Genomic DNA, 24,898 nt, shown 5'->3' with positions numbered 1-24,898 from the left:
CGATGCCCGGGAACCCGGCCGGCGGCGCGCCTCACCCCGAACGGAGGCAGCGCCATGGCCGGATCGCCACCGCTTTCATGGGCGTCCAGACTCATGGACCGCCCCTTGCCAAGGCGCCGGATTGCGGGGAGGATGCGGAAAATCGCGCATTCCTGCGTTCTGGCTGAGAGGAGGATTGCATGGATGTCGTGATCGTCGACGATCAGGCTTCGGCACGCACGATGCTCCGGCATATCGTGCAGGGCATCGGGCCGCAGCTCGTCGTGCATGATTTCGGCGTACCCCAGGAGGCGCTGGACTGGTGCGAGGGCAACCGGCCGGACCTGCTGCTGCTGGACTACCGCATGCCGGGCATGGACGGCCTGGAACTGGCCAAGGCCTTCCGCAAGCCGCTGCGCAACCGGGACGTGCCCATCGTGCTGGTCACCGTGGTGGGCGACGAGCCGATACGGCAGGCGGCACTGGATGCCGGCGTGATCGATTTCCTGGTCAAGCCGGTCCACCCGCGCGAACTGCGCGCGCGTTGCCGCAACCTGCTGCAGTTGCGCCAGCAGTCGGAGTCGATCAAGCAACGCTCGCTGTCGCTGGAGCAGCGGCTGCTGGCCAGCATGCACGAGGTCGAGGAGCGCGAGCGCGAGACGCTGTCGCGGCTTGCGCGCGCCATCGAACTCCGCGACGCCGGCACCAGCGCCTACCTCGAGCGCATGTCCCACATCGCCGGGCTGATCGCCGAGGGCATGGGGCTGCCGGAGGAGCAGGCCCGCACGATCGAGCTGGCTGCGCCGCTGCACGACATCGGCAAGATCGCCATCCCCGACGCGATCCTGATGAAGCCGGGCCCGTTGAACGCGGAGGAGCGCCTGCACATGCAGCAGCACCCGCGCATCGGCTACGAGCTGCTGCAGGACAGCCAGAACCGCTTCATCCAGACCGGGGCGCAGATCGCGCTGCGCCACCACGAGCACTGGAACGGCAAGGGCTATCCCGACGGGCTGGCGGGCGAGGAGATCCCGATCGAGGCGCGGGTGACGACCACGGCCGACGTGCTGGACGCCCTGCTCTCGCCACGCCCGTACAAGGAAGCCTGGAGCATCGAGCGTTCGCTCGAATTCGTCGACACGCAGAGCGGCGCCATGCTGGACCCGGCCTGCGTGCGCGCCCTGATGGACAACCTGCCGCGGCTGCATGGCATCTGCGAGCGCTACTCCCATGTTCCGCTCCGTCGCGACTGGCGTTGAACGCATGCATCCGGCGCTGGCCTGGATGCGCCGGCGGCTGCATGGCCGCGCGGACAGCGAGCATGCGCAGGTGTTCGTGCGCATCGCGATCACCCTGCTGTTCTCCCTCTACCTCGGCTGGAAGGTCGACTGGGGCGACCGCAGCCCGGCGCTGTTCTCGACCTGGCTGATCCTGCTCGGCGAGCTGGCGCTGTCGATCGGCCTGCTGGCCGCCATCCTCGTTGCGCCGCAGCCCTCGCGGGCACGGCGCTGGCTGGGGATGCTGGCCGACTACGCGGCGATCGGCGGGGTCATGCTGCTGCAGGGCGAACCGGCGTCCCCGCTGTACGCGGCCTACCTGTGGGTCACGATCGGCAACGGCATGCGCTACGGACCGCGCTACCTGTACGCCTCCACCGCACTGGCCGCGCTGTCGTTCGCGGCGATGATGACGTTCACGCCCTACTGGCTGCAGAACCGCTACCTGTCCTGGGGCCTGCTGCTGGGCCTGATCGCGGTCCCCCTGTACTTCGCCTCCCTGCTCAGGGCGCTGACCGCCGCGATCGAGGAGGCCCGCCGCGCCAACCTGGCCAAGAGCCGCTTCCTCGCCAACATGAGCCACGAGTTCCGCACGCCGCTGAACGGGCTGTCGGGCATGTCGGAGCTGCTGGCGAGCACCCGGCTGGATACCGAGCAGCGCGGCTACCTGGAAACCATCCAGGCCGCCAGCCGCTCGCTGCTGGCGCTGGTGGAGGACGTGCTGGACATCTCGGCGATCGAGGCCGGCAAGCTGCGGCTGAAGCAGGAGACCTTCAACCTCAATGCCCTGCTGGAGCAGATCAACCTGATGCTGCGCCCCGAGGCGCGTTCGAAGCGGCTGGACTACGCGGTGACGGTATTGCCGGAAGTGCCGGAGCAACTGCGCGGCGATCCGCACCACCTGCAGCAGGTGCTGGTGAACCTGCTGAGCAACGCGATCAAGTTCACCGCATCGGGCGAAGTCCGCATGACGGTGGCGAAATCGGCCGAAGGCGGTGCGGGCCAGGTGCGCCTGCGCTTCACGGTTTCGGATACGGGCATCGGCATCCCCGCGTCGGCGCGCGCGAAGCTGTTCGAGGCCTTCGAACAGGTCGACAGCAGCCTTGCCCGCAAGCACCAGGGCAGCGGGCTGGGCACCACCATCGCCAAGGGCCTGACCGAGGCCATGGGCGGCTCGATCGGGTTCGAAAGCAGCGAGAACGTCGGCAGCCGCTTCTGGGTCGAGCTGCCGTTCGAGTCCGCCGTCGAACCCGCGCGCGCGCGCGCCGCCGGCAAGCCGCAAGCCGCGGACGCGCGCATACCGCCAGCGCCGACCGCGCACAACATCATCGCGTTCGCCGATCCGTTCTCGCGCCATCGTGCGCGGATCAAGTCGGCGCGCGTCCTGGTCGCCGACGACCATGCCGCCAACCGCCTGCTCCTGCAGGGCGTGCTGCAGAAGGCCGGGCACCGGGTGATGACGGTGGGGGACGGCGAAGCCGCGCTGGACGCGCTGGCCGGCGGCGGATTCGACCTGGCGCTGCTGGACCTGCACATGCCCTCGTTGAGCGGCATCGACCTGCTGCGTCAGCTGCGCGTGATGGAAGCCGGCACGCGCGGCCGTACCCCGGTGGTGATCATCAGCGCCGACGCCACCCCCGAATCGGCGCGGGTGTGCCGCGAGGCCGGCGCACGCGCGTTCATCACCAAGCCGTTCGTCGCCGTCAGGCTGCTCGATGCCATCGCGGCGATCCTCACGGGCGCAGGCAGCGAGGAGCCGGAAAGCCCCCACCCCGTCGTGCACGCCTCCGCCGGGCAGGTGCTGGACACCTCCGTGCTGGACGAATTCGCGGCGCTCGGCATGGGCAAGGCGTTCGAAGCCGACTTCATCGGCCAGTGCATCGCCGATGCGCGGGTGGCGCTGGCAAAGATGCGCCAGGCCGGAGCGGAAGCCGACTGGGAACGCTTCCGCGATCACGCCCATGCCATGAAGGGGATCGCCGGCAATCTTGGCCTGGTGCAGTGCGCCGAGTTGAGCGGCGGCCTGATGCGGATGACCGTCTTCGAGCTCGAACGCGACTGGCAGCGCCACTGCGAAAGCCTGGCGCAGCGCCTGCACGACGGCGAGCAGGTGCTGCAGACGCGCGGGAGCTGGATACCCGCGCGCGAGGACAGTCCATTGGCGCCATGATCAGGCCTGCGCGGCGGACGGTTCACCGTGCCGGCGGTACTGCGCGCGCACCAGCCGCTCCATGGTCCGCAGCGACTTCTCGCCGAGCTGCAGCGCGGTATCCACCCAGATCTCGGTGATCGCCATCATCTCCTCCAGCGTCACCGGTTGCGCCAGCGCCCGTACCCGATGCATGGCCATGCGCGCATGCGGGATGCGGCGGTTGCCGCGGATGACTTCCTCGACCGCCTGCACGCCCTGCCCGCGCGGGGCCAGCACGTCCACCAGCCCCATCTTGTAGAGCTCTTCGCTGGACAGGATGTCGCCGCCCAGCATCAGCCGCTCGGCCTGCAGCGGCGGGATGCGCTTGCACAGGAAGGAGTAGGCGCCCATCCCCGGGAACAGGTCGAACAGCACCTCCGGCAATCCCATGCCGACGCCTTCTTCCGCCACGATGGTGTGGCAGCTCAACGCGGCTTCGAAGCCGCCGCCCAGGGCATCGCCCTGCACCAGCGCGATGCTGTGCACGTCGGCATCGAGCCCGGCATGGAAGGCGTGCACGCCACGCACGCACTGCCGCGCGTAGGTCAGCAGGGCGGGACGGTTCTGCTGGCGGATCGCCTCACAGAAGTACTCCAGGTCGCCGCCGAGGTTGAACGCATCGCAGTCGGAGGCGAGCACCACATGGCGCAACCCGGCTTCGCCGAACATGCGTTCGCGGCGCAGGCGGTCGCCCAGGACGTTCTGGTATTGCAGGATGTCGGCGACCAGGGCCGGCTTGAAGCAGGCGCGGCCGGGCGAGGCGGCCAGGTCGGCATGCATGTGGCACCAGTGCACGGCGGCATCCGCGCTCTCGGTGACGCGCAGGGTGGGATAACGGGGGGCAGAAGCAAGCTTCTCGAGGATCGCGGTAGCCATGGTCGCTCCAGACAGTTGATGCCAGCCCGGGCCGTGACCGGCGGGGCACGGAAGGTACATCGGAGAGGCCCGAGGGCCTCTATGCACCCAAACGACCGGAAGTGCAAGGAAAAGCCCCGCACCTCGAGCTGCCTGCCGCGAATGGCGGGAAAGCCGCAAATCCGGCGGCGCGACCACCCGGGCGATCCTCCGCCACCCGGCGCCGGCGTACCGCGGGACGGCGTCAGGAAGGCCTAGCTGCGCAGCCTGGGCACGCCATGCTCATCGCGTTCCTCGACCGCGATGGCGCTGGTGTCGATCACGCCGGCCCTGGCCGGAGACGTGAACTGCACGCGCTCGCCGCGGGCCATCGCCAGCGCGTTGCGGTAGCAGCGCTGCGCCTCCCCGGCGTCGCCCTGGCCGGCATGCGCATCGCCCAGCGCCTCCCATGCGCCGCTGCCCGGCTCCAGCGCCAGCGAACGCCCGAGGTATTGGCGCGCCTTGCCCCAGAGCCTGGAGCGCACGCAGATGCGGCCGGCGGCGAGCAGCAGGACGGGATCGTTGGGATGGTCGGACAGCCAGCCTTCGACGCGACCGAGGCGCGCGGCCAGGTCGCCGCCGGCGAGCACGCCATAGGCTTCCACCAGTTCCGGCGACCATTCGCGGCGCAGCGCGGATTCGAGTTCGTCCATCGCCGGCAGCACCAGGCCGAAGCCGGCGGCGCGGCGCGCGTAGGCATCGACCGCGGCGGTGGCGCGGCGCTGGGTCTTGGGCAATTGCGACCACAGCGTGTTGAGCGCGGCGCCGTCGGGCGCGGCGTCGATGGCGGCGGCGAGCACCCTGGCTTCCAGCATGGCGTAGCCGCGGGTGCCCAGTGCGCCGCTTTTCTGCAGGGGATCGAGTGCCGCCAGGGCGCGGCGCACATCGCCCGCGGCCAGCGCGGAGAGCGCGAGTTCGCGCCAGCCGCCGGGCGGCAGCGCGGCCTTGTCGGCATCCGGTGCGAGCAGGGCCACGGCCTCGCCCGCCTTGCCGTCGCGACGCAGCATGCGTGCACGCAGCACGCGCGCGGCCTGCGGCGCGGCCTGCGAGGCTTCGGCCAGGATTTCCAGCCCGCGCGCATGCTCGCCGCGTCGCGACGCCGCCTCGGCCGAGGCGAGCAAGGCCACGCCGCGCAGCGAGCCCAGTCGCGAGGCACGGTTCAAGTCGCGCTCGGCATCGCCATGGCGGCCCTCCATCAGCGCGATCAGGCCCTCGCCCAGCCGCTTGCGGCTCAGCCGGCGATGCCGCCGCGACAGCGCGCCGAACGGCCAGCGCAGCAGCCGCCATGCCGCGACGAGCACGGCCCAGGCCAGCAGCAGGATGAGCACGGCGGCGACCACCGTGGTCTGCACGCGCCAGCCGCGCAGGCGCACCAGCACGTAGCCGGGATCGACCGCCACCCAGTGCCAGCCGAACGCGGCCAGCGCGGCGACGACCACCAGCAGCAGGATCCAGCGCCACAGGTTCATCGCACGGCCCCCGCAGCGTGCGCCGGCGCGGACGTGCTGGCCGCAGGTGCGGGGCTGTTCGACAACGCGTGCACCGCGCGCAGGTTGCGCAGTTCGGCCAGCGCCGCGCCAAGCTGCACGCTCGTGTCGTTCGGCACGGCCGCGGCGAGTTGCTTCAGCGTGCCGCGTGCCTGCCGCACGGCATCGGCGCTGCCATCGAACTGGCCGGCAAGCCCGGCGTCGGCACGCTGCAGCGCGGACGCGTAGGCCCTGGGATCGTGCGCCAGCAGCGCGGCCTGCGCCTGCGCGAGATCCAGCGCCACCAGCTCGCGCGCGAAGCGCGCATCGGCCACCGCCAGCGGCGCGCCGTCGTCGCGCTGCACGCTGAGCACGCCGGTCAGCGCGTTGGCCACGCGCGTCCACGCGCCGGTCGACGCCGCGCTCGCCGGCGTGTCCAGCGGTTTCAGCGGCAGGCCGGGAACGGCATCGCGCAAGGCGGTGAGCTTTGCCGATGCATCGGCCTGGGCGGTCGGCTGGCTGGCGAGCAAGGCCAGCCGTTCGGCATCGACGTTCTGGCGCAGGCCGGCGAACGCACCGTCATTCACCGCCGCCAGGGTCTGCGCGGCCAGCGCATAGGCGGCGGCCGCGCCTTGCGCGTCGTGGAACAGCTCGTAGCGCTCCCTGGCCATGCGCAACAGCGATTCGGTTTCGTCGAGCAGGGTGCCGTCGTGCGCGGAGAGCGTGCTTTCGGAGAGCTTGCCCACCGCCGCTTCCAGCTCGCGCAGGCGATCGCCCTGCGCCTGCTGCGCGGCCTGCAGGGCGCGGTCGAGCTGGTCGGAGGCATCCAGTCGTTGCGCAAGGTTGGCGCGACCGCCGCTGCCGCTGGCCAGCGCGGATTCCAGCGCGGCCACCCGCTGCTGCATGGCATCCAGCGCATGCGCATCGGCGACGCGGGACTGGCGCTGCTGCCACTGCCGCCAGCCCACGTAGCCGGAAGCCAGCAGGGCGAGCAAGGCCAGCAACAAGGCCAGCGCGATGCTGCCGCCGCGCGGCGCGGCATCACGCGGCGCGGATTTGCCGGGGCGCTGCGCAGTGAGCGGCGCGGAGGACTGCGTGGAGTCGTTTTCGTTCATGCCCGCATGCTAACAGGCAGGCTGCGGGCGTTCGTTGCAAGCTCGTGAAACGGTCAGCGCCGTGCCGCGGCATCGAGCAGATCGGCGGCGAGTGCGGACTCCGCCTGCACGATGCGCGCGAAACCCGCTGCATGCGTCGCCTGCGCCAGTCGCCCGCTGCTGACCACGGCCACCGCCGTGCGCAAACGCGTCCATGCCGATGCCGGCAACCGCTGCGACAGGTTGTGCAAGGCCTCGGCGCTGGAAACCAGCACGCGCGCCGAACGCGGCAGCGCCTGCACCGCCTCGACATGCCGCCGGTCCAATCGCGGCGGCACGCGCTGGTACACATGCAGCTCGCGCAACTGCGCCCCTCGCACAACCAGTTGCTCGCGCAACAGGCCGCGACCACCAGGCGCACCGATCAAGGTCACGCGCTTGCCGTGCAGCTCCTGCAGCGCAGGCAGGTCGAGCAGGCCCTCGCTGTCCTGCCGCGACGGGGCTTGCGCCGGCACGCCATGGCGGCGCAGCGCCTGTGCCGTGCCCTGTCCCACCGCGAACACCGTGGCCCTGCTGCGCAAGGACGACAGCGCGGCAGCGAAGCGCACGGCGGCAGGGCTGGTGAACAGCAGGCAGTCGTCCTTCAACGCGGCGCGCATCTGCGCAGGCAGTTGCGGATCGTCGATCGCGCGCAACGACAGGCCCGGCAACAGCAGCGGCACGCCAGCGCCGGCACGCACACGCCGCGCCAGCGCGGCGGCAGTGCCGGCCGGCCGGGTGATCACCACCACGCGGCCATGCAACGACGGAATGTGCGGCTTGCGACCCATGCGGCGCCCGGCTGGCCAGCCCGCATCGCGCGGGCAACGGAGCACGAGTATAGCCATGCCCATCGCCGCCACCGCCGGCGTCGCCGCACCCCTTCGTGCTGCAAAGCAATGTTGTATGGACGGCCAGATCATCGCAGAATTGACAAATTGTCGGACATTATTCCGACTTCGGCTGCGCACGCCGCGAAATCCGCCGGATGCGTTGTTCCGCACGTTTCCACATGCCGGGGAGAAGTCGATGCGCTGGATGGTCCTGTCGGGTTTCATGCTGTTGTCGTGGCTCGCCTGCGCCACATCACCCGCTTACGCCGGGGGGCAACCGCCGCTGCCACCACGGCAACCGAACGGGTTGGCGCTCACTCCGCCGATGGGCTGGAACTCGTGGAACCATTTCGGCTGCAACATCGACGAGCAGACCATCCGCGCCGCCGCCGATGCGATGGTCAGTTCCGGCATGAAGGATGCCGGCTACCAGTACGTGGTGATCGACGATTGCTGGCACGGCCCGCGCGACGCCGAAGGCAACATCACCGCCGATGCCAAGCGCTTCCTGTCCGGCATCAAGGCGCTGGCCGACTACATCCACGCCAAGGGACTGAAGTTCGGCATCTACTCCGACGCGGGCACGCAGACCTGCGCCGGCCGCCCCGGCAGCCGCGGGCACGAATACCAGGACGCACGCACCTACGCCTCCTGGGGCGTCGATTATCTGAAATACGACTGGTGCCACACCAGCACGGAAAACGGCCAGTCCGTCTACACGCTGATGAGCGACGCGCTGCGCGCCAGCGGCCGTCCCATCGTGTTCAGCCTGTGCGACTGGGGCAGCAACAAGGACTGGTTGTGGGCGCAGAGCGTCGGCAACCTGTGGCGCACCACCGGCGACATCTACGACGGCTGGGAAAGCCGCGACGGCCACTACAACGGCATGACCAACATCGTGGACATGCAGGCCGACCTCGCGCACTACGCCGGCCCCGGCCACTGGAACGACCCCGACATGCTGGAAATCGGCAACGGCGGCATGAGCAACGAGGAATACAAGTCGCAGTTCAGCCTGTGGGCCGAGATGGCCGCGCCGCTGATCGCCGGCAACGACCTCGCCCACATGGATGCGGCCACGAAGGCCATCCTCACCAACCGTGAAGTGATCGCGGTGGACCAGGACGCGCTGGGCGTGCAGGGGCAACGCGTGTTCAAGGACGGCGACCGCGAGGTGTGGTCCAGGCCGCTCAAGGGCGGTGGCCGCGCCGTGGTGCTGTTCAACCGGGGCGCACAGGCCAGCCGCATCACCGCGGACTGGGACATGCTCGGCTATCCCAGGGGCACGCCCATGCACGTGCGCGACCTGTGGCAACACAAGGATCTTCCGCCAGCGCGTGACAGCTTCGCCGCCGAGGTTCCCTCGCACGGCGTGGTGATGGTTCGCATCGACAATTGATTGAGGGACGACTGGTGAAACGACTGCATACGCTGTTGATGGTGCTTGCCTGCGTGTTGATGGCGGGCACGTTGCACGCCGCGGAAACCACACCACCGCGCACGCCGAACGGGCTGGCGCCGACGCCGCCGATGGGCTGGAACACCTGGAACAAGTTCGGCTGCAACGTCAGCGAGAAGCTGATCAGGCAGGCCGCGGACACCATGGTCAGTTCCGGCATGCGCGATGCCGGCTATACCTACATCGTCATCGACGATTGCTGGCAGGTGCAGCGCGATGCGCAGGGCAACATCCAGGCCGACCCGCAGCGCTTCCCCTCCGGCATGAAGGCGCTGGGCGACTACATCCACGCCAGGGGGCTGAAGTTCGGCATCTACTCCGACGCCGGCGCGAAGACCTGCGGCGGCCGCCCCGGCAGCTGGGGCCACGAGTACCAGGACGCGCGCACCTACGCCTCGTGGGGCGTCGATTACCTGAAATACGACTGGTGCTCCACCTATACGCAGGACGCACAGTCCACCTACACCACGATGAGCGACGCCTTGCGCGCCACCGGCCGCCCCATCGTGTTCAGCATCTGCGAATGGGGTGTCAACAAGCCGTGGCTGTGGGCGAAGAACGTCGGCAACCTCTGGCGCACCACCGACGACATCTACGACCACTGGTCGGGCCAGGACGGCTACCAGCACAGCGTGCTGGCCATCCTCGACCTGCAGGTGGGGCTGGACGGCTTTGCCGGGCCCGGCCACTGGAACGATCCGGACATGCTGGAAGTGGGCAACGGCGGCATGAGCAACACGGAATACCAGTCCCACTTCAGCCTGTGGGCGATGCTGGCCGCACCGCTGATGGCCGGCAACGACCTCGCCAGCATGAGCGCCGAGACCAAGGCCATCCTCACCAACCGCGAGGTGATCGCGGTGGACCAGGACCCGCTGGGCATCGAGGCCAGGCGTGTCGCCAAGCACGACGATTACGAAGTCTGGGCGCGCCCGCTCAAGGGCGGTGGCCGCGCCGTGCTGCTGCTCAACCGCGGCGCCAGCGCCCACGCGATCACTGTGAATTGGGCTGACCTGGACCTGCCAGCATCGCTGCGCCTGAAGGTGCGCGACCTGTGGACGCACAGGAACCTGCCGGACGCACATGGCAGCTTCACTGCGAACGTGGCTTCGCATGGCGTGGTGATGCTGCGGATGGAGTGAGTGCGCCCTGCTCCCCTCTCCCTTCGGGAGGGTTCGGCCGAAGCGCGTTACCGGCGCCCTGCGCAAGTCACCAACATTTCGCTCCGCCCGAACCCCCACCCGCCCTTCGGGAACCCTCTCCCGAAGGGAGAGGGACTCACTGGCAAGGTTCTCGAGAAATCCACTTACCTGTTCCATTGGCCAACACGGAAACCTGCAAGGCTTGCAGCCTTATCGCGTTACGCGACGCCCCCGGCCATCGCCAGCATCTCGCGATAAAGCCCCGCCGGCACCGTCACGCCTTCGCGCAGGCTGCGCTCGCGCGCCTCGAAGCGGCGTTGCGAAGGCAGCCGTGCGCCTTGCGCGGTGATCGCATCGAACATGTCCTCCGCGCGCCGCTGGCCATCGACAGAGTCCGCCCCACCGAGACGCACGGGATCGAAGGCGAGGATCAGTTCGCCGTGGCAGGGCGCGGCACCCGCACCGGCATCGAAGTCCAGCGACTCGCGGCTGGTCCAGTCGCCGATCAGCGCGCCCGCCATCAGCTCCACCATCATCGCCAACGCCGAACCCTTGTGGCCGCCGAAGGCGCGCATCGCGCCGCTCGCGACCGCGACAGGGTCGGTGGACGGATGGCCTGCCGCATCCACGCCGCAATCGGGCGGCAGCGGCGTGCCGGTGCGGCGGTGCAACTCCAGGTCGCCACGCGCGATCGCGCTGGTGGCGAAGTCGAACACCAGCGGAGTCGGGCCGGGGCGCGGCCAGCCGAAGGCGATCGGGTTGGTGCCGAACACCGGCTTGTGGCCGCCGGCAGGCGCAACCCAGGCATGGCTGGGCGTCATCGCCAGTGCGGCGAGGCCGTGCGCGGTGATCATCTCGATCTCCGGCCACAACGCGGAGAAGTGGAAGCAGTGGCGTATCGCCAGCGCGCCAACGCCGTGCCTGCGTGTCACCTCGGCCAGCATCGGCAGGCCGCGCTCGAAGGCCAGCGGCGAGAACGCATGGCGCGCATCCACGCGCACCACGGCACTGCCGTCGGCCTCGACCACGGGCTCGGCGTGCAGATCGACCTTGCCGGCACGCACGGTCCGCGCGCAGGTCAGCACGCGGTAGATGCCGTGCGACTGGCAGGCGTCGCGCTGGCCGGCGGCGATCACGCGCGCCATCGCCTGCACGTGCGCTTCGGCCAGGCCCAAGCCGCGCAGGGCCGCGCGAATCCGCCCGGCGAGTTCGTCCAGCGGCACGCGCAGGGCGCCGGCAGTCGTGGCGCTCATCGCAGGAAGAACCCTTGCGGGAATGGGTCGTCGCGTTCCAGCACCCACTGGTTGAAGCCCATGATGTGCGCGTCGCCGGTCACTTCGGTGATGGCACCATCGAATGGACCGACCGGCACGGTTTCCACCACGCGCGCTTCGAAGCGGCTGCCGACGATGCTGGCATTGACGTAGGGCTGGCCCAGGCCAAGCCGGTCGCGCAGGAACAGTTGCGCGGCGCGGCCCGAGCTGCCGGTGCCGGTGGGCGAACGATCCACTTCGCGGTCGGCGAAGATGCAGACGTTGCTCTGGTCGGCGCCGGCGCCCGCCGCGTTCGATGGGCCGTCGATGATGCTGCCGTAGAGCGTGTTCAAGCCGGGCTCCAGCGGGTGCCGGATTTTCACCTGCGCGACCACGGCGGCCTTCGCCTGCGCACCGAGTTCGATCAGCGGGCGCACGTTCTCGGGCTCGATGGCCAGCCCGTCCGGCGCGCTGAAGTAGTAGTAGAACGCCCCGCCGAACACGATGTCGCCGGTGATCGCGCCGAAGTCGCGTGTCTGCACGGCGACATCGCGCCGGTAGATGAAGCCGGGCACGTTGCGGAACGTGGTGCGCCCGGCGCGCCGGCCGTCCCATTCCACCCACGCCTCGATGAAGCCGGCGGGCGCGTCGAACGCGATGCGCGTGCGCGGCGCTTGCCGCTCGACCATGCCCAGCTCCACCAGCAGCTTGCCGAGCGCGATGATGCCGTGCCCGCACATGTCGCTGTAGCCCTCGTTGTGCAGGAAGACCACGCCGAAGTCCGCGCCGGGCGTGACCGGCGGGAACAGGTAGGCGCCGTACATGTCGGCATGGCCGCGCGGCTCCAGCATCAGGAAGCGGCGGACGTCGTCGTGGCGTTCGCGCAGCCAGGCGCGCTTTTCCAGCATGGTGCCCGCCGGCAATGGCGGCAATCCGGAAAGCACGACGCGCAGCGGCTCGCCGCCGGTGTGCAGGTCGACGGTGTGGAGTTGGCGGATGTAGTCGCCCATCTGCGTGATCGTTCCGGCAAAGGCACTGGCGCCAAGCATGGCAGCGCGCGGCCGCCTTGCGTCGTTCCCGTGCAAATTCCGCACGCCTCCCGGACGAATCCGATCAAGACGCCACCGGCGATGGTTTCAATACTGCGACCCGTCAGCGCATGAGGGGCTCTGGCTGATGTTCGGCCCGACGTATCCAGCCATCGTCCGATGGACTGGCCCATGACCAATGCGGGGAGAGAACCAATGATCCGGAAAACGAAGTTGTCCGCGGCAATGAGGATTGCCGTGTGCGGTTTGGCATGCACCAGCGCGACGGGGGGCGCGCTGGCGACCGGCAGTCCGCCGGCAGGCAGTGCCGCGACAGGCGGCACGAACGTGGCCCTTGCGCAGGGCGTCGCGCTGCAATCCACCGACAAGGCGAGCCTGATGGGCGCGTTCGAGCCGGTGCGCGTCAACGTGGTGCTGAAGATGCACGACACGGACGATCTCAAGCAGATGGCCGACCTCGTGCGCACGCATGCGCACACGCCACTGACCAACAGCGACCTCGCGGCGCGCTACCTGCCGCACGGCGACGATGTGACGCGCGTCGTCGACTTCCTGCGCGCCAATGGCTTCAACAAGATTCAGGTGTCGAAGGACAACACCATGGTCACCGCCACGGGCACGGCGGCCAGCGTGCAGTCGGCTTTCGGCACGCGCCTGTACAAGGTGACCAATGCCAATGGCTCGGGCATAGCCAATGCCGATACGGTGCGGATCCCGGCTTCGTTGGGCGGGGTAGTCGGCGCAGTGCTGGGCTTGCGCTCGTACAGCGAGCGTGGCCTGTCGGCCGCGAAGGCGGCCACGGTGGGCAAGAACGGGCCGAAGCTCACGGCCAAGGTTCCCGCGAAGGGCAAGAAGGCGCCGGCCACGCAGGCGGCCTCCGGCGACACCACCGTGGCCTGCCGCGAATGCGTGCATGCGCCCACGGACTTTCCGCAGCTCTACAGCGCCAGCAGCCTGGCGCCCGCATCGAACCAGTCAGTGGCGATCATCGGCGTGGGCGACCAGGGCCAGACCCCCACGCTGTACCAGACCTGGGCCAACGCCTATGGCATCACGCCGATTCCGCTCGACATCACCTATCCCACCGGATACACCACTGGCGATTACGAGGCACAGACCGAGGCAGTACTCGACATCGATGCCGTCACGGCCATGAGCGGCGGCCTGCAGCAGATCGCGTTCTACTCGGCACCGTCGACCGACCTGGGCGACGAGCTGACCGCGGTTGCCGCCGCCGTCAACGACGACCACACCACCATCTCGCTGTCGTTCGCGGCCTCGTGCGACTCGGACATCCCGCAGGACCTGCGCGACAGCTGGGACCAGGAACTGTACGCGGCGATCGCCAAGGGCCTCACCGTGTTCGCCGTCACCCAGGACGACGGCGGCTATCCGGGCTGCTCCGACAACGCCAGCTCCACCGGCTTCCCGGCCAGTTCGCCCTACGTCGTCTCGGTGGGCGCGTCCACCCTCGTCAACACGGCCGACTCGTACAGCACCTACGACCACGAGACGCTGTGGGTGGACAGCGAAAGCGGCCCGGCCGCGACCGAACCGCGTCCCTGGTACCAGGACGCCGTGGCGAACGTCGTCGGCAGCATGCGCGGCACGCCGGACTTCGTGATGGACGGCGACCCCAACACCGGCCTGTGGGTGGTCACCGGCTACGTCGACAGCACCGGCACGCTGCAGCAGGAATGGGCCGTCTATGGCGGCACCAGCCTTGCGGCGCCGCTGCTGGCCGGCACGTATGCGCGGATCCTGCAGAGCGGCATCCCGCCGTATTTCTGGCCGCAGACCTTCTACGACATCGGCACGGCGCAAGTGAAAAAGACCAGGGGCGATTGCCTCGACTGCTACAACTTCCTCACCGGCGGCAGCAACGGGGCGTACTCGGTGGTGCCGGGCCGGTACAACCAGGCATCCGGCTGGGGTTCGTGGAATGCCGCCGCGGTGGCGAACGGCATGTTGTACCAGCGCTAACCCGTCGCCACTGCGGCACCGGCGCATGCCGGTGCCGCAGTGGCGATTCCGCATCCGTGGAACCGCTGGCATCGAAGCAGACCATTCGTCGGAACGACGAGTCCGGCCAGCCGCCGCGAAACCATGTTTATGCCGACTTCGACGGGAAAATGTCGTATTAAATCCTTTATGCCATCTTCCGCATTCCCGACGCAGCATCGCGCCGCGACAGATCCACGAATCGTGATCCACCATGCCTGACATGCGAAACGGAATTCGCAGGCTTTCGGCCTGATTCGGCTGAAACGGTTGCATTCGCCACGGCGGCTGGAAGTCCGCCTTGCTTTGGTTCGAAACAATCCTTTTTCTTCCGAATGCCGCGACCGACGTCGCGCTGGCATGGGGATGCCACGTTTCGTGCATTCGGGGAAAACCAGTCTTTCACGGGGAGTTCTCACAGCTCATGAACGTCATGAAATCCGATCGCGTACGCGCCTCGGCATTGCGCCGCACGGCCTTGGCCATGGCCATCGTCGCCGCCACCGGCGTGACCGGCCAGGCATTCGCACAGGCCACCACCGGCACCATCTTCGGCAACGCGCCCGCGTCCGGCGCCACCGTGCAGGTCACCGGCGGCTCGGGCTTCAACCGCACCGTGCCGGTGGACAACACCGGCCACTACTCGATCACCGTTCCGGTCGGCGACTACACGGTCAGCCTGATCCAGGGCGGTGCGGTAGTGGAATCGCACGACCACGTCAGCCCCGCCGCCGGCGGCGCGTCCGAAGCGGACTTCGTGCAGCACGGTGACGCCAAGTCGCTGAGCACGGTCACGGTGACGGCGAACGCCTTGCCCCCGATCGACGTGACCTCCACCACGCAGAACACCACCATCACGGCCAAGCAGCTGACCCAGCTGCCGGTGGCGCGCAACTCCGCGGCCATCGCCCTGCTGGCGCCGGGCACCATCGCCGGCTCGGAGTATTGGAGCGGCCCCACGGGTGAGCCGGTGATCTCGGTCAACGGCGCATCCATCGTCGAGAACGCGTACTACATCAACGGCTTCAACACCTCCGACCCGCTCAGCAACACCGGCGGCATCACGCTGCCGTATGGATCCATCGACCAGCAACAGACGCTGACCAGCGGCTACGGCGCGATGTACGGCCGCTCGGCCGGCGGCGTGATCAGCCAGATCGGCAAGAGCGGCACCAACGACTGGCACTTCGGCGGTCAGGCGCTGTGGGAACCATCGTTCCTTGAAGGCTCCAAGGACAACCTCTATTACGCCAACCCGGCCAACATCTACCCCTACCAGAAGCCGGGGCAGATCTACGGGTACTACCGCCGCAACAGCAGCTGGAACACGGTGTATGACGCCTACATCAGCGGCCCGCTGATCAAGGACACGCTCTTCATGTTCGTGTCGTACGAGGCGAACAAGTCGCAAAGCCACGGCGTCGGCGCCCTCAGCTATCCGGGTACCCCGAGCACCGTGTCCTACAACAAGGACAGCGACCCGAAGCTCTACGCCAAGCTGGACTGGAACATCAACGACAGCAACATCCTGTCGTTCACGGGCGTGCGCAACCAGACCTCCAACGATCCGTCGCAGACCTACGTCTACGACTACGGCACGCACACCAATGGCGACTTCCTGTACCAGGGCTGGCGCTACAAGACCACGTTCGACATCGACATCCTGAAGTACACCTCGTACATCACCGACAACCTGACGTTGAACGCCATGTTCGGCAAGATGACTGGCGAGTACTACTACCAGATTCCGGCGGCTTCGCCGGCGGCGGCGCAAGGCATGACCTTGCCGTCGATCTACGACATCAACAACGAAAACCCGGCCTACCTGCCGGCCAGCGGCACGCCCTACGAGAACCTTTACGGCACCGGCAGCCTGAGCAACCCCCAGCACAGCTCCGAAGTGCGCAACCTGCGCATCGACCTCGACTGGAAGCTGGGCGACCACGACCTCCTGTTCGGCATCGACAACGACAACGACGTCGACCGGCAGGACGGCTCCATCACGGGCGGCCCCGGCTACACGTGGGACTACCAGGCCTACCAGCCCGGCGCGAATGCCCTGAACGCCAACGGCTACTACGTGGGGCCGGGCACGCCTTGCACCATCTCGGGCGTGGCCTTCAGCTGCTTCGCGGTCAAGGGATCGTATTCGCAGGATTCCACCGTATCCGTGAAGCAGCGTGCGCAGTACATCCAGGACAACTGGCAGGTCACGCCCAACCTGTTGCTGAACCTCGGCCTGCGCAACGACCAGTTCACCAACTACAACCCCGCTGGCGCGGCGTTCCTGCGCCTGACCAAGCCGCAGTGGGCACCTCGCCTCGGCGTCAGCTGGGACGTGTTCGGCGACTCCAGCATGAAGGTGTACGGCAATGCCGGCCGCTACTACCTCGCCATGCCCACATCGGTGGCCCTGACGATGGGCGGCGCCCCGCTGGATACGCAGCAGTACTACCTCTACAACGGCATCGGGCCCACCGGCATCCCGCTGTGGAACGGCTCGCCGACCACCCAGCAGATCACCCCCAATACCTTGCCGGGCGGCATCTATTACCCCAACGGCTGGAACGGCCAGATGGCCAACCCCAAGACGGCCGATGCGCAGAGCCTCAAGGCCGAGTACGTGGATCAGTTCGTGCTGGGCCTGCAGCAGCAGTTCCACATGCTCGACCAGAGCTGGGTGTACGGCGTGAGCGGCACCGTGAACCGCATGGGCCGCGCCATCGACGACTGGGACAGCGGCCAGAACGTGCAGGACATGCCCATCCTGCTGCAGGCGGCTGCGGCGCAAGGCGTTACCGTCAGCAGCAACCCGAACGACTACGTCGGCACCGTCCTGATCAATCCGGGCGTTGCCAACACGATCACCGTGCCGAACGGCAGCGGCGGCTACAGCCAGGTGAAGATTCCGTGGGCCGATTTCCTGATGCCGCAGCTCAAGCGCCGCTATTACGCGCTGGACATGTACCTGGAGCATCCGTTCGACGGCAAGTGGTGGGGCAAGATCGACTACATCTTTGCGCGCAGCTACGGCAACTACGAGGGCCCGACATCGACCACGACGTTCCGGGGCGGCCAGTCGCAATCCGGCACCGCCGCATGGGACTTCCCGCAGATCATGCAGTACGCCAACGGCGACCAGGCCAACAGCCAGCGCCACCACCTGCGCATCTACGGCTCGTACCAGATCACGCCGGAATGGAGCGTGGGCGGCACCTACGACATCGCCTCCGGCACGCCACTGACCTGCCTCGGCTACTACGGACCGCTCTCCGGCTACGGCACGGCCGCCGACGACCCGGGTGGCTACGGCAGCAGCTACCACTGGTGCAACGGCGTCCCCTCGCCGCCGGGCGCCAACGGCAGCACGCCGTGGACGCACCAGTTGAACCTGCAACTGGACTACCGCCCGGCCTTCGCCGCCCACAAGCTGGATTTCCAGTTCCAGGTACACAACGTGTTCAACGAACAGAAGTCCGTCATGGACCAGTCCGCAGTCAACTGGGGACCAGGCGTACCCAACCCGTGGTACCTGATGCCTTACCGGCTGGAAGCTCCGCGCTGGGTGCAACTGGGCGTGACCTACGACTACTGATGCAGACCCGTGCAGGCGGAAACGGAACTTCCGCCGCACACACCACTTTCCCCATCCGCCACCCGTCCCGGGTGGCTTTTTTTACACGCAACCCTGCGTCTGCTTTTCGATACGGGAAACGACGATGCGCAAGATTTCCACGGCACTTTTCCTGGCGATGCTGGCGGCGGGCGCCGCATCGGCGGCTACCGGAACCACGACGAACGCGATGCCCGCGTCCGTTTACGCCAGGGCCGAGGCCGTGTTGCCGCAGCACATCGGCGAGCTGGTTTTCGACCTGAGCGTGCGTCCGACATGGATAGGCGACGGCGCACGCTTCTGGTTCGTGAAGCACACGCGCCATGGGCGCGAATACGTCTATGTCGATCCAGCGCGTGGCGTCATGCGTCCGCTGTTCGATCAGGCGAAGTTGTCCGATGCGCTGGGCAAGGCCAGGGTGAAGGCCGTTTCGCGCAAGGATTTCCGCCTGGGCGGTTTGCAGGTGGACGAGCACACGGGCGAACTGCGCTTCGATGCCGGCGGCAGGCACTGGCGCTACGCGCCGACGACCAACGCACTGGCCAGCGTCACGGAGGAAGACGGCGTGGCATCGCCCGATGGCCGATGGCGCGCCGTCGTACGCGACGGCAACCTGTTCGTGATCGACGGCAAGGACGGCAGCACCAGGGCGCTGACCGCCGACGGCACGCCCGATGCGCCGTATGCCACGCCGGTGATCGACCCCAGCCTGATGATCGCCGCGGACAGCGAGCATCCCGCGCTGCCGGCGGACATCGCGTGGTCGCCCGATTCCAGGCGCATCGCCACCTACCGGCTCGACACTCAGGGCGCGCGCCGGATGGCGCTGGTGCAATCCACGCCGCCCGGCGACGGCAAGCCGCGCGTATTCGATTACGTGTACCCGATGGCCGGCGACACGATCGTGCCGCGCGCGCAGGGCATGGTCTTCGACGTGGCTTCCGGCAAGCGCATCGCCATGCAGCTGCCGCCCGAACCCGTGCTGTATTACGGCGGCCCCGGCTTCGCATGGAGCCGCGACGGCACGACGCTGTTCGAGCGCGTGCCCATGCGCGGCGACAAGGCCATGGACCTGTACCGCATCGACGCCGCCACGGGCGCGGCAAGTTCCATCGCGGAAAACCGTTCGGATACCTACGTCGATACCTACGCCCATTCCTGGTACTACGACGACAAGACCGGCACGAACTACTGGAGCGACGACGCCACCGGCTGGAAGCAGCTGTACGCCATCGACGGCAACGGCGATTCGCATCGACGCGCCATCACCTCGGGCCAATGGCGCGCGTGGGGCGTGGAAGGCATCGACCATGCGGATGGCCGCCTGCTGATCGCCGGCAGTGGCCGCGAGCCGGGCCTCGACCCCTACCTGTGCGCGCTGTATTCGACGGCGATGGACGGCAGCCACCTGCGGCTGCTCACGCCCGAGCCGCTGAACCACGACGTCTCGGTATCGCCGGACGGCCGCTACTTCGTGGACAACATGTCGCTGGTCAACCGGCCCACGCGCTCCGTGCTGCGCAGCACCCGCGACGGCCGCATCGTGATGCAACTGGACCACGCCGATGCCAGCGCCTTCCTCGCCGCCGGCTACCGTTTCCCGCAGCCGTTCGAGGCGACCGCGGCGGACGGCAAGACGCGCATCTACGGCGCGTACTACCTGCCGGCGGATTTCGATCCGGCGAAGCGCTATCCGGTGATCGAGGACGTGTACACCGGCCCGCATTACGTGATGACGCCCAAGTCCTTCGAGGCGGCGCTGGCCGCGCGCAACGACGAGGCGATGGCGCAGCTCGGTGCCGTCGCGCTGATGATCGACGGGCGCGGCACCGCCGGGCGCTCGCGCGCCTTCCAGCAACCGGCCTACCGCAACCTGCACGCCGTGGGCCTGGACGACCACGTCGCCGGCATCCGCGAAATGGCGGCCAGCCATCCGTGGATCGATGCCGGTCGCGTCGGCATCTACGGCTTCTCCGCAGGCGGTTACGACGTGGTGCGCGCGCTGGAGGACTACCCTGATTTCTACACGGTCGGCGTCGCCGCCTCCGGCAACCACGACAACCGCATCGACAAGGCGGACTGGAACGAACAGTGGCTGGGCAGCACGCTGGACGCCAGCTACGCGGCCAATTCCAACATCCGCCAGGTGGACAGGATCCGCGGCAGGCTGATGGTCGCGTTCGGCGAAGTGGACAACAACGTGCCGCCGTCCGAATCGCTGCGGCTGGTGGACGCCTTGATGAAGGCGAACAAGGATTTCCAGATGCTGACCGTGCCCAACGCCGACCACTTCCTGGACAACGTGCCCTACTACCAGCGCCGCCGCTGGGACTTCCTGGTGGAAAACCTGCTGCGCGAGCAGCCGCCGGAGGATTACCGGATGCGGCCGTTCGATTGATGGTTGATGCAGGTGCGTGCCAGGGTTCCCTTCCGGCCGCCCTTCGTGGGCGGCCTTTTTTGCCCGCCATCCCGGCCAGGCCGGACAAGTGCATGGTGCGCAGAGCAGCTCCGGAAGCTCTGATTTTGCTCGTCGATTTTGCTCGTCATCCCAGCGAAAGCTGGGATCCAGTGCCTGTATCTCCTTGAAAGCAGAGGCACTGGATTCCGGCTTGACCAGCCTTCGGCTGTTGTGAAGCTCCTCGCCAGAATGACGAGCAGAAAACCGGTTATTCAGATCTTCCTTAGCGTCGAGTCCCAGTCGTGCCATGTGCTGTCTCCCTCCCCTGCGTGCAGGGGAGGGCTGGGGGTGGGGTCAGGCGCTTGCGAAAGCAATCCATGAGCGTCTTTCGCAAGGTTTCACCCCCTCCCAACCTCCCCCTGCAAGCAGGGGGAGGAGCAAACCTGCTCACCCATGCAAGCTGCGGAACTCGCGCGGCGTCATGCCCACGGTGGCCTTGAACTGGCGCGCGAACGCGCTCTGGTCGGTGAAGCCGCAGGCCAGGCCGATGTCGGCCACGCTGCCCGCGCCGCGCAGCAGGCGCATCCCGGCGTCGATGCGCAGCTTGGTCAGCGCCTGCTGCGGGGTGAGCTGGAAGACGTTGCGAAAATGGCGTTCCAGCTGCGCCACCGACACCTCGGCCAGCGCCGCCAGCTGGGCCACGCGCACGCCTTCGGCGTAGTGCGACTGCAGGTATTCCATCGCGCGCACCAGGCGCGGGTAGGTCGGGTGGCGTCCGTCGGGATGGCGCAGGTCGCGCGAGATGCCGAGCACGCCGCACACTTCGCCGCGCTGGCGCTGCGGGTATTTGCAGGTGATGCACCAGCCCGGCGCGCGATTGGGCAGCAAATGCACTTCGAGCTGGTTGGCGATGGTCTCGCCCGCCAGCACGCGCCGGTCCTGCGCGGCATAGGAACTGCCCAGCGTGCTGGGAAACAGCTCGGCGACGCTGCGGCCGATCACCTCCTCGCGCCGCTTCAGCCGCAACCGGCGCACCAGGGTGAGGTTGGCGTGCGTGTAGCGGCCGGCGCGGTCCTTCACGAAGAACACGACGTCGGGCAACGCGTCGAACAGCGTCTGCATGTCCTCGGCCGAAAGCTTCACGTCCATGGCAAATCCGGCGAATGGAAGTGGGGAGGCACGCTAGCAAAGGCTCGCGGCGGCGGCGGCCATTATGCCGAATTCCGCATCTTCCGGCGGCAGGCCGACCTAGCGGCCGACGCGTCGAGGCACCGATCATGTCGGCATGGACACTCCCTCTTCCCGACAGGTCGGCGGCCTCGACCGCGCCGCCGCGCGTGCGATGTTCGCGCCATGGCCCGGTCGCGCCGCGCCGATCGGCGCCGACGAACACCAGGCCCGCATCGAACGCGCCCGTGCGCTGCTGCGCGCCGCCGGCATCGACGCGCTGCTGGTCACCGCCGGCGCCTCGCTGCGCTACTTCACCGGCGTGCCCTGGGGCGCCAGCGAGCGGCTGGTGGCCCTGCTGCTCACCGCGCACGGCCAGCCCATCGTGGTGTGCCCCGCGTTCGAAACCGGCTCGCTGGCCGCCGTGCTGCGCATCCCGGCCGACGTGCGCACATGGGAGGAGCACGAGGATCCGCAAGCGCTGGTGGCCGCCGCGCTGCGCGAACGCCGGGCGCACAGCCTGGCGCTCGACCCCGCCGCACCCTACACGGTGACGACGAAATTGCGCGACGCGATGGCCGGCCAATCGCCGGCTGATGCCAGCGCCATCATCGACGGCTGCCGCATGTGCAAGTCACCGGCCGAATTGGCGCTGATGCGGCAGGCCACCGCGATGACCCTGCACGTGCACAGGCTGGCCGCACGCATCCTGCATGCCGGCATCGGCAACCGCGAACTGGTGCGCTTCATCGACGAGGCACATCGCGCACTGGGCGCGGACAACGGCTCCACCTTCTGCATCGTGCAGTTCGGCCACGCCACCGCCTATCCGCACGGCCTGCCCGGCGAGCAGCACCTGGACGAGGACCAGCTGGTGCTGATCGACACCGGCTGCACCGTGCAGGGCTACCACTCCGACATCACCCGCTGCTACGCCTTCGGCCGCGTGGACGGCGAGGTGGAGCGCATCTGGGAGCTGGAGCAGGCCGCGCAACGCGCTGCCTTCGAGGCCGTACGCCCCGGCGTGCGCTGCGAAACCGTGGACGCCGCCGCCCGCGCGGTGGTGGAACGCGCCGGCCTGGGCCCGGGCTACCGCCTGCCCGGCATCCCGCACCGCACCGGCCACGGCTGCGGCCTCGCCATCCACGAGACGCCCTACCTAGTGCGCGGCAACGCCACGCCGCTGGCGCCCGGCATGTGCGCCAGCGACGAGCCGATGATCGTGGTGCCGGAACGCTTCGGCGTGCGGCTGGAAGACCATTTCCACGTCACCGAAGATGGCGCACGATGGTTCACCGAGCCCTCGCCCGCCATCGACCAGCCGTTCGCCTGACATGCCACACGCCCGCCACGACGAAAGCGCCCGCCGCCTGCGCGCGATCTGCGCGCGCGAATGGGCGTGGCGCCGGCGCGAGTTCGCCGGCGCCGACGAGGAAGACAACGACGCCCTGCCCGCCGACCACCTGCCACGCGTCGATCCGGATGCGCAGGCGACGCGCGAACGGCGCTGGGCCGACACGCTGCACGCGCTGGATCGCCTCGACGCCGACGCGCTGGAGGCCGAGGACAAGATCAACCTCGCCGTCCATCGCCACCAGGTCGAAAGCCTGCACGACGACCAGCGCTTCCGCAGCTGGCAGATGCCGCTGACCAGCGACAGCGCGTTCTGGAGCAACCTCGGCTACACCGCGCGCAGGCCACTGCACGACCTCGCCGACGCGGAGCGCTACCTCGGCCTGCTCGACGACATCCCGCGCTGGTTCGCCGGGAACATCGCCAACATGCGCGCCGGCCTCGCGCGCGGCTTCAGCTTGCCGCGCACTTCGCTGGGCGGCCACGAGACCTCAATCGCTGCGATCGTCCACGCGGGCGACGAGAGCAACCTGCTGTTCACGCCGCTGCGCCGGTTGCCGTCGAACATCGCGCCCGCCGCGCAGGCACGCCTGCGCGAAGCGGCCCTGCGCACGATCCGCGACGCGGTGATTCCGGCGCATGCGCGCCTGCTCGACTTCATGCGCGGGGAATACATCCCGCAGGCCCGTTCCAGTTTTGCCGCGGGCGCGCTGCCCGATGGCGCGGACTACTACCGCGCGCAGATCCGCAAGTTCACCACGCTGGACCTCGGCCCCGAGGCGATCCACGCGCTGGGCCGCGACGAGGTGGCGAAGCTCCACGCGGAGATGGACCGCTGCATCCGCGACACCGGCTTCAAGGGCGACTTCGCCGCGTTCCAGCACTACCTGCGCAGCGATCCGCGCTTCTACGCCAAGAGCGCCGACGAACTGCTCAAGCAGGCCGCGTGGATCGCCAACCGCGTCAACGGCGTGCTCGGGCAATGGATCGGCCGGCTGCCGCGCCGGCGCTTCGAGATCATGCCGGTGCCGGACGAACTGGCGCCCAGCAGCACCTTCGGCCGCGGCGGCGCGGGCTACTACCTCGTCAACACCTGGAACCTGCCGGCGCGACCGCTCTACGCACTCACTGCCTTGACCCTGCACGAAGCCGCGCCCGGCCACGCGCTGCAGATGCCGCTGGCCGCCGAACGCGAGGACCTGCCGCCGTTCCGCCGCCAGGCGCAGAACTCCGCCTACACCGAAGGCTGGGCGCTGTACTCGGAGCGCCTCGGCGTGGAGATGGGCCTGTACGAAACGCCGTGGGACCATTTCGGCTACCTCGGCTTCCAGATGTGGCGCGCCTGCCGGCTGGTGGTGGACACCGGCCTGCACCACGGCGGCTGGAGCCGCGACGAAGCCTGCGCGTACCTGCGCGAGCACACCACGCTGGCCGAACACGAGATCGGCACCGAGGTGGACCGCTACATCGCGTGGCCCGGGCAGGCGCTGTCCTACTACCTCGGCCAACTGGCCTTCCTCGACGCGCGCGCGCAGGCCGAACGCGCGCTGGGCGGGCGCTTCGACATCCGCGCCTTCCATGACGCCGTGCTCGCGCCCGGTCCCGTGCCACTGCCGGTGCTGGGGCTCGTGACCGAACGCTTCGTCGCCGGCGGCGGACGCTCGCCCTGGCCGGCGACGCGCTGAAACGA

Annotated in this window: 16 protein-coding genes; 9 read left to right on the top strand and 7 right to left on the bottom strand. The window is 68.6% G+C overall.

Annotated elements, in window-relative coordinates; genetic code table 11:
• Positions 1-179: 179 nt before the first annotated feature.
• On the top strand, positions 180-1,238 hold the full coding sequence (locus IHE47_RS04920; protein ID WP_192104764.1) for an HD domain-containing phosphohydrolase: 1,059 nt from the start codon (positions 180-182) through the stop codon (positions 1,236-1,238).
• Positions 1,210-3,426, top strand: coding sequence for an ATP-binding protein (locus tag IHE47_RS04915; RefSeq protein WP_225561636.1), 2,217 nt, complete (start codon positions 1,210-1,212; stop codon positions 3,424-3,426). Before IHE47_RS04920 ends, IHE47_RS04915 begins: the two co-directional genes overlap by 29 nt.
• On the opposite strand, the gene IHE47_RS04910 is transcribed toward IHE47_RS04915, so the two are convergent.
• The 4 genes from IHE47_RS04910 to IHE47_RS04895 all read right to left on the bottom strand — a co-directional run bounded on the left by IHE47_RS04910 (position 3,427) and on the right by IHE47_RS04895 (position 7,731).
• Positions 3,427-4,323, bottom strand: a complete 897-nt coding sequence (locus IHE47_RS04910; protein ID WP_192104763.1) for a crotonase/enoyl-CoA hydratase family protein — start codon at positions 4,321-4,323, stop codon at positions 3,427-3,429.
• Positions 4,324-4,556: 233 nt separating this feature from the next.
• Positions 4,557-5,810: a heme biosynthesis HemY N-terminal domain-containing protein gene (locus IHE47_RS04905; RefSeq protein WP_192104762.1), complete on the bottom strand. Its 1,254-nt coding sequence runs from the start codon at positions 5,808-5,810 to the stop codon at positions 4,557-4,559.
• Positions 5,807-6,922, bottom strand: a complete 1,116-nt coding sequence (locus tag IHE47_RS04900) for a uroporphyrinogen-III C-methyltransferase (RefSeq protein WP_192104761.1) — start codon at positions 6,920-6,922, stop codon at positions 5,807-5,809. The genes IHE47_RS04905 and IHE47_RS04900 overlap by 4 nt, the downstream gene beginning before the upstream one ends.
• 53 nt (positions 6,923-6,975) lie before the next feature.
• Positions 6,976-7,731, bottom strand: a complete 756-nt coding sequence (locus tag IHE47_RS04895; RefSeq protein WP_192104831.1) for a uroporphyrinogen-III synthase — start codon at positions 7,729-7,731, stop codon at positions 6,976-6,978.
• A gap of 238 nt (positions 7,732-7,969) precedes the next feature.
• Between IHE47_RS04895 and IHE47_RS04890 the strand changes: the two genes are divergently transcribed.
• Both IHE47_RS04890 and IHE47_RS04885 read left to right on the top strand, forming a co-directional pair.
• Positions 7,970-9,172: an alpha-galactosidase gene (locus tag IHE47_RS04890; RefSeq protein ID WP_192104760.1), complete on the top strand. Its 1,203-nt coding sequence runs from the start codon at positions 7,970-7,972 to the stop codon at positions 9,170-9,172.
• Positions 9,173-9,186: 14 nt separating this feature from the next.
• Positions 9,187-10,374: a glycoside hydrolase family 27 protein gene (locus IHE47_RS04885; protein ID WP_343227437.1), complete on the top strand. Its 1,188-nt coding sequence runs from the start codon at positions 9,187-9,189 to the stop codon at positions 10,372-10,374.
• A 218-nt stretch (positions 10,375-10,592) separates the two neighbouring features.
• Here IHE47_RS04885 and IHE47_RS04880 read toward each other — a convergent pair whose 3' ends face one another.
• Positions 10,593-11,627: an Ldh family oxidoreductase gene (locus IHE47_RS04880; protein ID WP_192104759.1), complete on the bottom strand. Its 1,035-nt coding sequence runs from the start codon at positions 11,625-11,627 to the stop codon at positions 10,593-10,595.
• Complete coding sequence (locus IHE47_RS04875; RefSeq protein WP_225561635.1) at positions 11,624-12,676, bottom strand: proline racemase family protein; 1,053 nt, start codon at positions 12,674-12,676, stop codon at positions 11,624-11,626. Before IHE47_RS04875 ends, IHE47_RS04880 begins: the two co-directional genes overlap by 4 nt.
• Before the next feature lie 327 nt (positions 12,677-13,003).
• Here IHE47_RS04875 and IHE47_RS04870 point away from each other — a divergent pair, with 327 nt between their 5' ends.
• From IHE47_RS04870 to IHE47_RS04860, 3 genes are all read left to right on the top strand, one after another.
• Positions 13,004-14,659, top strand: a complete 1,656-nt coding sequence (locus IHE47_RS04870; RefSeq protein WP_192104758.1) for a S53 family peptidase — start codon at positions 13,004-13,006, stop codon at positions 14,657-14,659.
• Between the two features lie 451 nt (positions 14,660-15,110).
• Positions 15,111-18,272: a TonB-dependent receptor gene (locus tag IHE47_RS04865; RefSeq protein ID WP_192104757.1), complete on the top strand. Its 3,162-nt coding sequence runs from the start codon at positions 15,111-15,113 to the stop codon at positions 18,270-18,272.
• A 124-nt stretch (positions 18,273-18,396) separates the two neighbouring features.
• Positions 18,397-20,688, top strand: a complete 2,292-nt coding sequence (locus IHE47_RS04860; protein ID WP_192104756.1) for a prolyl oligopeptidase family serine peptidase — start codon at positions 18,397-18,399, stop codon at positions 20,686-20,688.
• Positions 20,689-21,135: 447 nt separating this feature from the next.
• Here the strand turns inward: IHE47_RS04860 and IHE47_RS04855 are convergent, their stop codons facing one another.
• Positions 21,136-21,837, bottom strand: coding sequence for an AraC family transcriptional regulator (locus IHE47_RS04855; protein WP_192104755.1), 702 nt, complete (start codon positions 21,835-21,837; stop codon positions 21,136-21,138).
• Positions 21,838-21,973: 136 nt separating this feature from the next.
• On the opposite strand from IHE47_RS04855, the gene IHE47_RS04850 reads away from it, so the two are divergent.
• Positions 21,974-23,188, top strand: a complete 1,215-nt coding sequence (locus IHE47_RS04850) for a Xaa-Pro peptidase family protein (protein ID WP_192104754.1) — start codon at positions 21,974-21,976, stop codon at positions 23,186-23,188.
• A gap of 1 nt (position 23,189) precedes the next feature.
• Positions 23,190-24,893 carry a DUF885 family protein gene (locus tag IHE47_RS04845; RefSeq protein ID WP_225561634.1) on the top strand — a complete coding sequence of 568 codons (1,704 nt, stop codon included), beginning with the start codon at positions 23,190-23,192 and terminating at the stop codon, positions 24,891-24,893.
• Positions 24,894-24,898: the final 5 nt, after the last annotated feature.

The organism is Rhodanobacter sp. DHB23 (genome assembly GCF_014842975.1).
GTDB lineage: Bacteria > Pseudomonadota > Gammaproteobacteria > Xanthomonadales > Rhodanobacteraceae > Rhodanobacter_A.
Note: the sequence above shows the minus strand (reverse complement) of the source record. Positions and strands in the feature narration are given on the sequence as shown.

What these genes read in the sequence shown, in the direction of transcription:
- IHE47_RS04865 (WP_192104757.1), top strand. Translation starts at nt 15,111, where the DNA reads ATGAAATCCGATCGCGTACGCGCCTCGGCATTGCGCCGCACGGCCTTG.
- IHE47_RS04875 (WP_225561635.1), bottom strand. Translation starts at nt 12,676, where the DNA reads ATGCTTGGCGCCAGTGCCTTTGCCGGAACGATCACGCAGATGGGCGAC.
- IHE47_RS04920 (WP_192104764.1), top strand. Translation starts at nt 180, where the DNA reads ATGGATGTCGTGATCGTCGACGATCAGGCTTCGGCACGCACGATGCTC.
- IHE47_RS04890 (WP_192104760.1), top strand. Translation starts at nt 7,970, where the DNA reads ATGCGCTGGATGGTCCTGTCGGGTTTCATGCTGTTGTCGTGGCTCGCC.
- IHE47_RS04880 (WP_192104759.1), bottom strand. Translation starts at nt 11,627, where the DNA reads ATGAGCGCCACGACTGCCGGCGCCCTGCGCGTGCCGCTGGACGAACTC.
- IHE47_RS04905 (WP_192104762.1), bottom strand. Translation starts at nt 5,810, where the DNA reads ATGAACCTGTGGCGCTGGATCCTGCTGCTGGTGGTCGTCGCCGCGCTG.
- IHE47_RS04900 (WP_192104761.1), bottom strand. Translation starts at nt 6,922, where the DNA reads ATGAACGAAAACGACTCCACGCAGTCCTCCGCGCCGCTCACTGCGCAG.
- IHE47_RS04860 (WP_192104756.1), top strand. Translation starts at nt 18,397, where the DNA reads ATGCGCAAGATTTCCACGGCACTTTTCCTGGCGATGCTGGCGGCGGGC.
- IHE47_RS04845 (WP_225561634.1), top strand. Translation starts at nt 23,190, where the DNA reads ATGCCACACGCCCGCCACGACGAAAGCGCCCGCCGCCTGCGCGCGATC.
- IHE47_RS04910 (WP_192104763.1), bottom strand. Translation starts at nt 4,323, where the DNA reads ATGGCTACCGCGATCCTCGAGAAGCTTGCTTCTGCCCCCCGTTATCCC.
- IHE47_RS04855 (WP_192104755.1), bottom strand. Translation starts at nt 21,837, where the DNA reads ATGGACGTGAAGCTTTCGGCCGAGGACATGCAGACGCTGTTCGACGCG.
- IHE47_RS04850 (WP_192104754.1), top strand. Translation starts at nt 21,974, where the DNA reads ATGGACACTCCCTCTTCCCGACAGGTCGGCGGCCTCGACCGCGCCGCC.
- IHE47_RS04895 (WP_192104831.1), bottom strand. Translation starts at nt 7,731, where the DNA reads ATGGGTCGCAAGCCGCACATTCCGTCGTTGCATGGCCGCGTGGTGGTG.
- IHE47_RS04915 (WP_225561636.1), top strand. Translation starts at nt 1,210, where the DNA reads ATGTTCCGCTCCGTCGCGACTGGCGTTGAACGCATGCATCCGGCGCTG.